The 12,880-nt window shown below is 34.9% G+C and carries 8 protein-coding genes; all 8 read left to right on the forward strand.

What is annotated here, in order from left to right; translation table 11 throughout:
* Window positions 1-7: 7 nt before the first annotated feature.
* Window positions 8-1,825 (forward strand): RagB/SusD family nutrient uptake outer membrane protein, encoded by a 1,818-nt coding sequence (locus VP395_RS05555; RefSeq protein ID WP_346240755.1) that lies wholly within the window; start codon window positions 8-10, stop codon window positions 1,823-1,825.
* A gap of 83 nt (window positions 1,826-1,908) precedes the next feature.
* A complete protein-coding gene (locus tag VP395_RS05560) occupies window positions 1,909-3,519 on the forward strand; it encodes a DUF4957 domain-containing protein (RefSeq protein WP_346240756.1) in 1,611 nt (536 codons plus the stop codon).
* 101 nt (window positions 3,520-3,620) lie between these two features.
* Window positions 3,621-5,099: a pectate lyase family protein gene (locus VP395_RS05565; RefSeq protein ID WP_346240757.1), complete on the forward strand. Its 1,479-nt coding sequence runs from the start codon at window positions 3,621-3,623 to the stop codon at window positions 5,097-5,099.
* A gap of 21 nt (window positions 5,100-5,120) precedes the next feature.
* Window positions 5,121-7,355 (forward strand): pectinesterase family protein, encoded by a 2,235-nt coding sequence (locus VP395_RS05570; protein WP_346240758.1) that lies wholly within the window; start codon window positions 5,121-5,123, stop codon window positions 7,353-7,355.
* A gap of 112 nt (window positions 7,356-7,467) precedes the next feature.
* Window positions 7,468-8,910 carry a glycoside hydrolase family 28 protein gene (locus VP395_RS05575; protein WP_346240759.1) on the forward strand — a complete coding sequence of 481 codons (1,443 nt, stop codon included), beginning with the start codon at window positions 7,468-7,470 and terminating at the stop codon, window positions 8,908-8,910.
* Window positions 8,911-8,923: 13 nt separating this feature from the next.
* Window positions 8,924-9,913 carry a DUF4861 family protein gene (locus VP395_RS05580; RefSeq protein ID WP_346240760.1) on the forward strand — a complete coding sequence of 330 codons (990 nt, stop codon included), beginning with the start codon at window positions 8,924-8,926 and terminating at the stop codon, window positions 9,911-9,913.
* A gap of 6 nt (window positions 9,914-9,919) precedes the next feature.
* The gene (locus VP395_RS05585) at window positions 9,920-11,158 is read left to right on the forward strand and encodes a glycoside hydrolase family 88/105 protein (RefSeq protein WP_346240761.1); all 1,239 of its coding nucleotides are present in this window, start codon (window positions 9,920-9,922) and stop codon (window positions 11,156-11,158) included.
* An 87-nt stretch (window positions 11,159-11,245) separates the two neighbouring features.
* Window positions 11,246-12,877 carry a glycoside hydrolase family 43 protein gene (locus tag VP395_RS05590; protein WP_346240762.1) on the forward strand — a complete coding sequence of 544 codons (1,632 nt, stop codon included), beginning with the start codon at window positions 11,246-11,248 and terminating at the stop codon, window positions 12,875-12,877.
* The last annotated feature ends 3 nt before the right edge of the window (window positions 12,878-12,880 follow it).

Genomic DNA, 12,880 nt, shown 5'->3' on the forward strand with positions numbered 1-12,880 from the left:
AATTGATATGAAACTTAAACTTATTTTAGCTATTATACCTATTTTTATAATAGCTACTTCATGCGACAAGGACTTTTTAGAGCCTGACTCCATTTCAACATTTGACCTCGATTATATCTATTCAAATGTTGATGATGCCAGAAATGGTGTAAATGCCGTTTACTCTTATTTTAACCAAGATGCTTTTAGGTCAAGGTTATCAAATAACATGACAGGTAGTACCGATATTGAAATTGGATATCATAATGGTGAATATGATAATGGTAGACGTGAAATCTGGAACTTAGATGCTCTAGCCTCCAATAATGATTTAAACATTGTTTGGACTTATGCGTACAGGGCTATTAGAGATGCCAACATTGCAATAAAAGGAATTACAAACAGTGGTAACTTGAATTCGACTGATGTTAATGTAAAAAACACCTTTAATCATTTACTAGGTGAAGCCCACACATTAAGAGCTTATTGGTATAGTATGTTAGCATTTCACTTTGGTGATGTGCCTTATGTTACCGAAGCTCCTGTAGCTGGTGCCAATTTCTTTTTTCCTAAAACAAATAGAAATGAGATTCTTGCTAATGAAATTCAAGCTTTAATTGATATTGAGGCAAACATGCAATGGAGAGAAGCTGTACCATTTTCAATTGAACAAGTAACTCGTGAATATACTTTAGGTATGATTGCACGTTTAGCACTGCAACGTGGTGGTTATTATTTAACTCCAGAACTTAATATGGTAAGAGATAGCGACTATTTAGATTACTATAACATTGCTAAACAATACAGCAAAAAATTAATTGATTTGAAAGACAGACCACTACCTACAGATTTTGGACAAATATTTTTAAATCAAAATAAATTAATTGTACCTGCTGGTGATGATGAAATCCTGTTTGAAGTACCATTTGCTAATGGCGGTGGTGATGTGGGTTGGAATATTGGTATTCGAGTTGATGGAGGTACCGATGCTAAACATGCCTATGGATCTGGAAGTAATTATATGGCTATGCCTCCTACTTACTATTTATCATTTGACAGTAAAGACAAGCGTAGAGATGTAACCTGCGGCTTATTTAAAGTTACAGTAGAGGATGTAAATGAACATGTAGGTATCAATATATCTCAAGCTAAATGGAACAGACGCTTATTACCAACGCCTCCAGGAAGAGAGTCTGCAAAAGGAACCGGTATAAACTGGCCAATGATGCGTTATTCAGATGTTTTATTAATGTATGCTGAAGCAGAAAACGAATTAAACGGACCAACTTCAGAAGCGCAAACTGCTTTTAAAAGAGTTAGACAACGTGCTTTTAATGAAGAAGATTGGGCAGCTAAAGTAGATGGGTATGTAACTCAAATATCAGCTTCTAAACAAACATTCTTTGATGCTATTGTTGACGAACGCGCTTGGGAATTTGGTGGTGAAATGATACGTAAATACGAGCTTATACGTTGGGGTATTTATTCTGAAAAAATACAGGAAACTGTTGCAGACCTAAAAGTGTTAGCTGATAAGGCTTTCAATGGAACTGGTACTGGCCCAGACTATATGTATTGGAAAAATGACACAAGTGGTAAGTTTGTAATATTGAATCCAGATACAAAAATTTTAGCTGCACCAGATGATACTTGGAATAGAGAATCTTTTTTATTAAGAATGCACGATGACACTAACACGTATCAGGAATGGATTTTAAACGATTATAACAATTATTATAATGGGCCAAAACCTGGGGTTGTGAGATACATATTCCCTATACCAATTAATGCCATTGAAAGTAGCCAAGGAACACTTGCTAACGATGGTTATCAATTTACTAATTAAAAACTTATATACTTATAGATATGAAAAGTAAGAGTAATATTTTTAATCTGAGAACAGTATTGTTTTTATGCTTGATCGTTACCATGTTTAACGCTTGTGATAAAGACGATAATGCGACATACGAAAAAACCCGTTTGTTTCGTCCCGTTCTTAACGAACCATTATTTGCAGAAGGTAATACCATTATTGTAAATATGGGAAAACTAAAAGGTGCTGTTGGTTATACCATAGAGGTAAGTAGAGATACTTTTAACACCATTGAATATACCATAGTAACCGACACTAATTACGTTGAAATAAACGAAAACACGGTTGGAGAAGAATTATTTTGGAATACTAGATATCAAGTAAGAGCAACTGCTCACGAAGCAAACGCTGAATTTGATAGTAGAATTTCCGATTTAGGTGGTGTAAGAACCCAAACATTTCCAAGTATTCTATTTTCACCTAAATCTTATGATGTTATAGATGTTGCTGCAAGAGTAACTTGGGAACCAGCTGGACAAGTTGTTACTGGCATGAAAGTATTTGCTTCAACTGATTTAAGACTAACAACCCCTTTGTTTCCTGAAACACCAGTGACACCTGAGGAGTTTGCTGCTGGAGAAGCCTTTGTGTATGGTTTACAACCTGAAACAGCGTATCAAATAGCTATTTATAGCGGAACTGAACTTAGAGGTTGGGTAAATTACACAACTAAAGTCGCAGATATAGACCCAAGTGGTCCTGGTGTTATAGACATTAGAGCTGATGAAAGTGCTTCAGCGGTTAGTAATGCGGTATCTGCTGCACCAAATGCCTCTATAATATTGGTGAAAAGAGGTGTTGTTTACGATTTACCTTCATCTGCTCTCGACAAATCAATTACCATCAGAGCAGCATACGGCTTTGGAGAAAAAAGAGCAGAACTACACACTACTGGTAACTGGAACATAGCTAATGGAGCTACTATAGACCATATCCGTTTTATAGATTTAGAAATAAAAGGTGAAGACAATAATGGTGATTATGTATTTAATCCGTCTAGTGGAAATACCAATGTAAACGAAGTACTTTTTGACAACTGTGAAATAGGAACCTTGCGTGGCGTGATGAGGTTAAGAGGTGATAATGCCATTATAAATACTTTTGAAATTAGAAACTCTCTTGTTTTTGATATTGGTGGATATGGCATCTTTACTTGTGATACCGATCCAAATACCCCAACTACAGCAAGAGTAAACAATTTCAAATTTGTAAATAGTACATTTAATAAAATTACCATCGGAATTCAATCTAGAACACCTTCTCTATCTGTAGTTATAGAGAGTTGTACTATTGCTAATATTAATACTATTTTCCGTTATAGAGGTGGTGATGGTAATAATGACGTAGCCAATGGTATTGAAATTAAAAACACTATTTTCGGACACAAATGGGATCCTACAGGAACAAAAACAGGTGCTGATCTTGCCGTTGTTGGAACAGAAAGTGGTGGTTTAGGAGGCACAAACTTTACTGTTCAAAACACCTATACAACTACAGATTTCCTTTTTGTAGCAGGGAAAGAAATTGCTGCTATTCCCATTGGGAATGCAGGAACTTCACAATCTGGATTGTGGGCCGATCCTGAAAACAACAACTTTAATATTGTAAGCTCTTCATTTGTAGCTAGATCTACTTCTGGCGATCCTAGATGGCGAGTTAAATTATAATTAAATAAGGTTAAGTTTTTTCTTAACCATTAAAAAATGGATATCTAAAAAGCAATTAAAAACTATTTAGGTATCCATTTTTATTAAAATAAAAATAAGATATGAAATTCCATTTTCAAGCACTATTTATATTCTCGTGCCTATTCTATTCATGCAGCAGTTCCACTCCAGATGATAATTCAGGTAAAGAAGAGAAAGAAGAAATTATAGAAGACAAACCTGTTGCTGTAGTAGAAGAAGCTTTTGCTTTTCCGGGTGCTGAAGGTTTTGGAATGAACACTACTGGTGGCCGTGGTGGTAAAGTATTATTTGTTACAAACCTTAATGATACAGGTACAGGAAGCTTAAGAACAGCTGTAAATACGTCTGGTGCACGTTACATTTTATTTAAGGTTTCTGGAACAATTGAACTAAAATCTGAACTAAAAATAAACAATGGCAACATTACAATTGCAGGACAAACTGCCCCTGGTGATGGTATTTGTTTAAAAAACTACCCTGTTACAATAAATGCTGACAATGTAATTATTCGATTTCTAAGATTTAGAATGGGTGATGAAGCTAAACAAGAAGGCGATGCTATAGGAAGTCGCTTTCATAAAAACATAATAATTGACCATTGCTCAATGAGTTGGTCTACAGATGAAACTGTATCAATATATAACAATGAAAACACAACACTCCAATGGTGTTTTATAACAGAAAGTTTACGTAATTCAGTTCATGGTAAAGGTGCCCATGGTTATGGCGGTATTTGGGGAGGTAAAAATGCCTCATTTCATCATAATTTATTAGCACACCATGATAGCAGAAATCCTCGTTTGGGTGAATACGCAGGCTCTTCATTTGCTCTTACAGATTTAGTCGATTTAAGAAATAACGTTATTTACAATTGGCAAGGAAATAGTGCTTACGGTGGGGAAGCCATGAATGTAAACATTGTTAACTGTTATTACAAGCCAGGGCCCGCAACTACAAAAACAACCCGTATTATGTCAATTGACAAAAATAAAGTTTCAGGGACTGAAGTCTATGATATTTGGGGTAAATTTTATATTAATGGCAACCATGTTGAAGGCAGTACACAAACCTCAAACGATAATTGGACTTATGGTGTGTTCAATCAGTTTCATGGTAGTTATGGTAACGTTTCTGAAGAAGATAAAGCAGCAATTCGTCAATCCGAACCTCACAACATAAACAATAACGTTACTACGCATACCGCTTTAGTTGCTTACGACAAAGTACTTGCCTACGGAGGCGCATCTTATAAGCGTGATGCAATAGATTTAAGAATAGCGACTGAAGTTACTAACAAAACCTATACCTATGAGGGCTCAAATGGTAGCACAAAAGGTATTATTGATACACAAAGCGATGTTGGTGGATGGCCGGTTTTAAATTCTGAAATTGCTCCAGAAGACACTTCGGGTGATGGCATGCCTGATGCTTGGAAATTAGAAAAAAAATTAAAAGTAGCCGATAAAAACCCTAACGGACACGATTTAAGTACAGGCTATGAAAACATAGAAGTTTATATTAATAGCTTAGTGGCTTCAATTACTGAAAATCAAAAATAATTTAGATTTTAACACATCAGAATGTTTAAGAAAATTTGCTTCACAATATCTGTCTTCTTTTTAGTTTATAATACAACTTATGCCCAACAATTAGCTTTTCCAACTGCAGAAGGCTTTGGGCAATATGCATCTGGAGGAAGAGGTGGTTTAATATATAAAGTAACCAATTTAAATGATGGTGGTGAAGGAAGTCTTAGAAAAGGCATATTGAAAAATGGCCCAAGAATTATTGTTTTTGATGTTTCAGGCACAATTGAACTTCAAAGAAATTTAGACATCAATAAAGGTGATTTAACCATTTTAGGGCAAACTGCTCCTGGTGAAGGCATTACCATAAAAGGGTATCCGTTCACCATAAAAGCAGATAATGTTATTGTACGCTATATACGCTTTAGAATGGGTGACACGTTCAAAGTTGAAGGTGATGCATTAGGCTGCAGAAATGCCAATAATGTAATTATAGATCACTGCTCTATTAGTTGGGGAACAGATGAAAACGCATCCTTTTACAATAACAAGAACTTTACTCTGCAATGGTGCGTTATTTCTGAAGCATTAAACAGATCTGTACATAAAAAAGGTGCTCATGGCTACGGTGGTATTTGGGGCGGCGTTAACGCTTCCTTTCACCATAATTTAATTGCGAGTAATAATAGTAGAAACCCTAGATTTAGTGGGTCATCAACTACTGAAAATTCAGAAAATGAATTTGTAGATTTTAGAAATAATGTTATTTACAATTGGGGAGCAAACAATATCTACGGTGGTGAAAAAGGCACTTACAATATTATTAATAATTATTTTAAATCGGGACCTGCAACAACCTCTTCAAAACTAGACCGCATCGTAAGCCCTTCTGAACCTTATGGTAAATTTTATGTCGATGGAAATTATGTAAATGGCTACGGTGCTATTACTAAAAACAATTGGAATGGCGGTGTACAATGTGATAATCCAGAAGCAACTAAATTAAATTCACCTATAAACATTTCAGAAAATATAAAAACATCAAGTGCTATTGATGCTTATGAAGAAGTACTTAAAAACGCAGGTGTAAACCTTTTTAGAGATGCTGTGGATGCTAGAATTGTACACAATACCAAAGAAGGCAGTGCCAACTATAAAAATGGCATTATAGATTCCCAAGAAAATGTTGGTGGATGGCCTATTTTAAAATCTGAAAAGGCAAAAGTTGATTCTGATGAAGATGGTATGCCTGATGAATGGGAAGTTCAAAAAAAATTAGACCCAAAAGCAAGTGATGCTATTTTAAATACTTTAGACAAAAACTACACTAATATTGAAGTTTATACAAACTCATTAATAAATGCCGCTTTAAAAAAAGTAATTAATGGAGAGGCGTTTGACTTTATTATTGACTCCAAAGGGCATGGTGATTTTACCACCGTTCAAAACGCAATCAATGCCATACCAGATTTCAGAAAAACCGAAACTAAAATCTTCATAAAAAATGGTGTTTATAAAGAAAAGTTAGTGCTTCCAACATCAAAAACCAATGTAACGTTTGTTGGTGAAGATAAAAACCAAACCATTTTAACATACGATGATTTTGCCCAAAAACACAACAAGTTTGGTGAAGAAATGGGCACCACGGGCTCCACATCATTTTTTGTTTTTGGCGATGGTTTTAAAGCAAAAAACATCACTTTTGAAAATAGTGCAGGTCCCATTGGACAAGCTGTTGCAGTAAGAGTTGATGGAGACAGAATCATTTTTGAAAATTGCAGGTTTTTAGGAAATCAAGACACCCTATATCTTCATGGAGATAAAAGCAGACAATACTACAAAGATTGCTATATTGAAGGTACTGTTGATTTTATCTTTGGGTGGTCTACTGCCTATTTTGAAAACTGCGAAATATTCTGCAAAAATAACGGCTATGTAACTGCTGCTTCTACTAATCAAAACACAACATATGGGCTTGTTTTTAAAAACTGTAAGATAACTGGCAGCGCTTTAGAAAACACCTTTTACTTGGGGCGTCCATGGCGTGACTATGCAAAAACTGTTTGGATAGATTGCTATATGGATAAACAAATCAAACCTGAAGGATGGCACAATTGGGGCAAAACCAATGCGCAACAAACCACATTTTATGCTGAATATAATTCGTCGGGACCAGGAGCTTCCAACAAAAGGGTGGATTGGGCAAAAAAACTATCAAAAAAAGAAAGCGAAACATTCACTTTAGAAAATGTATTAAAAGGGTATGATAACTGGATTCCTAAATTATAGTCTTGAGAATTTTTACATACTCTTTATAAATAAGATAATGTCCTAAATAAATTATGCCAACAATTTCAACTTTAGTATTTTTATACAATCGATTACAACTAAACATAAACTCATGAAAATTACCACATCTTCTATAGCATTTTCATTAATATGCTTGACCCTATTTACCATAACCCTCAATTCTTGCAAAATCAAAGAAAAGGAAAAGGAAAAAATAGAAACCGACGTTTTTAGTGAGGCTGATAACATTATTAGCTCCATTAAAGTTTTAGAATTTCCAGACAAAACATTTAACATAGTGGACTTTGGAGCTGTTGCCGATGGAGAAACAAACAATTCCGCAGCGATAAAAAAAGCCATTGCTGCTTGTACTGAAGCTGGTGGTGGAAAAGTTATTATTCCTTCAGGTAAATTCTTAACAGGCCCTATTCATCTAAAAAGCAATGTGAATTTACATTTAGAGGAAGGTGCTGAAGTGCTGTTTTCTAAAAATTCAAAAGATTATCTACCCGTTGTACATACCTCTTATGAAGGTCAGGAATTAATGAATTATTCACCATTAATCTACGCTTACAAACAAAATAATATTGCCGTTACTGGTTCAGGAACTTTTAATGGGCAAGCAGGAACAACCAATTGGTGGCCATGGTGTGGCGCTGAACGCTACGGACATTTAAAAGATGCACCTCAGCAAAAAGACGCTCATAACCTACCTCGGTTATGGGAAATGGCCGAAAACAATACCCCAGTTTCTGAACGTGTTTTTGGTGAAGGACATCAATTGCGCCCTTTGTTTATCCAACCATTTGAATGTGAAAATGTATTGATACAAGGTGTCACATTTACGAATGCCCCATTTTGGGTCATTCATCCTATAAAATGTAACTATGTACGCGTTGAAGGTGTAACTGTAAACAGTCACGGACCTAACAATGATGGCTGCGACCCAGAATATTCAAAAAATGTTCACATAAATAAATGCGTATTTAATACAGGAGATGATTGCATCGCAATTAAATCGGGTAGAAATAATGATGGTAGACGTGTAAATATACCAAGTGAAAATATAGTGGTCGAAAATTGCGACATGAAAGATGGTCATGGTGGCGTTGTGATGGGAAGTGAAATATCTGCAGGCGTGAGAAATGTGTATGTTCGAAATTGTAAAATGAATAGCCCAGAATTAGACCGTGCTATTCGCATAAAAACGAACACCTTAAGAGGCGGTTTTGTAGAAAATGTGTATGTGAAAAATATAGAAGTTGGTCAGGTTAAAGAAGCCGTTTTAAAAATTAATTTGTTTTATGCTATTTATGGCCCCCAAGAAGGTAACTTTATGCCTGTTGTAAAAAACATTCATTTACAAGACATTAACGTAGAAAATGGAGGCAAATTTGGAGTTCTTATAAAAGGAAGACCACAAAGTTTTGTAAAAAACGTCACTTTAACCAACGTTCATATTAAAAACGCTGAAACAGATTTATCTGTAGAAAATTCAGAACCTATTATATTTAAAAACACCACTATAAACGGTAAATCATATGAAAACAATTAACAAATCATTTCTTATGAAAAAAACAGTAATTCTATCAATTGTTCTTTTTAGTTTATTTTCTTGTAAATCTAACCAATCTAACGGAAAATTAGATACAAATTTAAAAACCTATGCTGAACTTTCTATTGCACAAGGTGGCGAATGGGTTGATGGTTCAAGAGGACATAAAGAATATAATGCTGGAACTTCTTTTAAAAACGTAAATTCGCTTCAAGTTCCAAAAGAACATACGGACCATTCCTGGTTTCTGCGCTACGAAGGCCCAGGTTGGGAAAATAACCAAATTGGGTATCGTATATATTTAGATTGGAGAAATGCTATTGATATTTACGGTAAAAAAGTAGATTCTTTAGTATTACCTTATGTTGGGCAAGATGGATTTGATTCGTACCACGAACCTGCACCTTGGGGTCAAGATATTCTAAAAGCTGGAAAATCTATGGGTATTGGTGGTTACGGAAGACTTGTAAATGACACTATTGCTCATTTTCAAAGTGTAAAAAATACGTTCGCTAAAATTGAAAATAACAAAACCAATTCCGCTGTAAACATTACTTATGAAGACTGGAAAACAGGTAATGAGACCATCAATTTAAATTCAAAACTGACCATCTATCAACAAGATCGTTATACCAAAGCAGAATTAACTCCTTCTAAAGAAATAACTGGAATTTCAACAGGTATTGTAAAATTCAAAAACATTCCTTTAATCAAAAAAGAAGGTGCAAAATGGGCATATATTGCAACCTATGGCACACAAACTTTGGTAAGCAATACAGACAAATTAGGAATGGCTATTTTTTATAAATTAGATGGAGTAGCACAACAAAAAACAGGTATTGATGACCACTTAGTAGTTTTTAAACCAACAACTAAAACAATAACATATTACTTTTTGGGTGCTTGGGAACAAGAGCTAAATGGCATAAAAACTGAAGAAGCTTTCTTTCAAGATTTGAATAAGAAATTAGAAACATTAGATAATACAAATACCATAAACTAAATAACAATGAAAAATACCACAAAATTTATGGCACTTTTTGCTATTGCTTTAGGTTTATCGACTACAGCATGTAAGAATGCAAAGGAAAACTCTAAAGAAACAGCTGTTGTAGAAAAAATAGTTCCAGAAAACCTAAAATGGTCTGAACGCATGATGCTTTCTGAGATTGAACGTTTTCCTGAAGCTTCTAAACTCGATTTCGTTGATAAACCTCGTTGGAGCTATACCAATGGCTTAGTACTATCCGCAGCTATAAAAGTATACGAACAAACCAATAATGAAAAATTTTACGATTATACATATGCCTACGCTAATGAATTGGTTGACAGCACTGGTTCCATAAAAACCTACAAATTAAGCGATCAAAATCTAGATATGATAAAGTCTGGTGATGTATTGCTTTATCTATACTCTAAAACAAAAGAAGAGCGTTTTTTAAAAGCTATGGAAATTTTAAACAGCCAAATGGAATCCCAACCAAAAACATCTGATGGTGGCTATTGGCATAAAAAAAGATATCCATATCAAATGTGGCTAGATGGATTATATATGGCCGAACCTTTCCATATCCGCTATGCTCAAGAATTCATCAAAGATGAAGCCAAAAAACAAAAAATTTATGATGATGTAGTGCTTCAATTTGATTTAATCCAAAAACACAGTCGCGATGAAAAATCTGGACTTTTATACCATGGTTGGGACGAAAGCAAAGAACAAAAATGGGCAAATAAAGAAACTGGAAACTCACAACATTTTTGGTCTAGAGGTATGGGTTGGTATGGTATGGCCATGGTAGATGTTTTAGATTTTTTACCAGAGAATCATCCAGGACATGAACGCATCATTACATATTTAAATCAATTTGCTGAAGCTATTACTAAAGTTCAAGATAAATCTGGTTTATGGTGGCAAGTTCTAGACCAAGGAGATAGAGAAGGCAACTACCTAGAAGCTACAGGAACTTCCATGTTCACATACGCTTTTGCAAAAGGAGTTCGAAAAGGGTACTTAGATAAAAAATATTTAGAAGTTGCCAATAAAGCTTACGATGCTCTTATAAAAGATTTAGTTTCAGTTGAAGAAAACGGAATTGTTAACCTAAATAAATGTTGTGCAGTAGCAGGCTTGGGAGGAAACCCTTACAGAGATGGTTCGTATGAATATTATATTAACGAAACCATCCGTTCAAACGATCCTAAAGGTACTGGGCCATTCATTATGGCAAGCCTTGAATTGAACAAATAATTCATTTCTTTTTATCAAACATTCGTGACTAATCATAGTACAAAAGAACTAGTCACGAATGTTTGATTATATAAAAACAACAAACACATGAAGCTTTATTCAATCTTATTTGCACTTTTAAGCACTACCCTGCTCTTAGCTCAAAACAACAAACCTTACATATCAGATGTTTGGGTATCCGATAATGGCGATGGCACCTACAAAAACCCAATAATTTATTCCGATTATTCAGATCCAGATGTTGTTAGGGTTGGAGGCGACTATTACATGACGGCATCCAGCTTTAATGCGGCACCTGCCCTACCCATATTACATTCAAAAGATATGGTGAACTGGAAATTAATTAATCATGCTTTACCTTTACAAGTGCCTTTTGAAACCTTTAATGTACCTCAACATGGTAATGGTGTTTGGGCACCAAGTATTCGTTATCATAATAATGAAGTTTATATCTATTGGGGCGATCCAGATTTTGGGATTTACATGGTAAAAACCAAAGATCCTTTTGGTAAATGGGACGAGCCTATTTTAGTTATGGAAGGAAAAGGACTTATAGATGCATGCCCGCTTTTTGATGACAATGGCGACGCATATTTAGTACACGCTTATGCTGGCAGCAGAAGAGGTGTTAAAAGCTTGTTATCTGTAAACAAAATGAACCCAGAAGGCACTAAAGTTTTAGATCCAGGTATTCACGTTTTTGACGGCCATGAAAAACACGAAACCGTTGAAGGTTCAAAATTCTATAAACGTAATGGTTACTATTATATTTTTGCTCCTGCTGGTGGCGTTGCTACGGGCTGGCAATTAATTTTACGCTCTAAAAATATTTATGGGCCTTATGAAGAAAAAGTAGTTTTAGAACAAGGAAAAACCAAAATTAATGGGCCACATCAAGGTGCTTGGGTAGATACACCTAATGGCGAATCATGGTTTTATCATTTTCAAGATGTAGATGCTTATGGTAGGATTGTACACTTACAGCCCATGAGTTGGAAAAATGATTGGCCAGTAATGGGAAAAGACTTAGATGGTAATGGCATTGGAGAACCTGTTATGACTCATAAAAAGCCAAACGTTGGAAAAACTTACCCTATTGAAACACCTGTTGAAACCGATAATTTTGATGGCTTTAATATAGGCCTACAATGGCAATGGAATGCTAATAATGATGTGGTTTGGCACGCTAAATTACCTGGAAACGATTATTTGAGATTGTTTTCTATTAAATCGGTTAAGGACGGTGAAAATCTTTGGATGGTTCCAAACTTATTACTTCAAAAGTTTCCTGCGCCAAATTTTACAGCTTCAACAAAAATAACATTAGTTCCAGAAGAAGCTAAAAGTGGTAAAACAGCAGGGTTAATTATTATGGGAATGGATTATGCAACCTTAAGCATTAGCCATGATGAAAACGGTTATTATATTCAACAAACCGAAGCTATAAAAGCTATTGATGGTGCCGAAGAAAAAGTTATTGTAAAAGAACGATTAAAAGAAAATACAGCCTATTTTAAAGTTGAAGTAACAGCGCCTGATGCTATGTGTCAATTCAGTTTTTCTGAAAACGGAAAAAATTATAAAAAAATTGGCAAACCTTTTAAAGCGCAACCTGGTAAATGGATTGGTGCTAAAGTAGGTTTATTCAGTATAAGCACTCAAGAAGCAAAACGTGGTGGATATGCCGATGTAGCCTATTTTAAGATTACTAAACAATAATTT

The organism is Mariniflexile soesokkakense (assembly GCF_039650365.1).
GTDB lineage: Bacteria > Bacteroidota > Bacteroidia > Flavobacteriales > Flavobacteriaceae > Mariniflexile > Mariniflexile soesokkakense.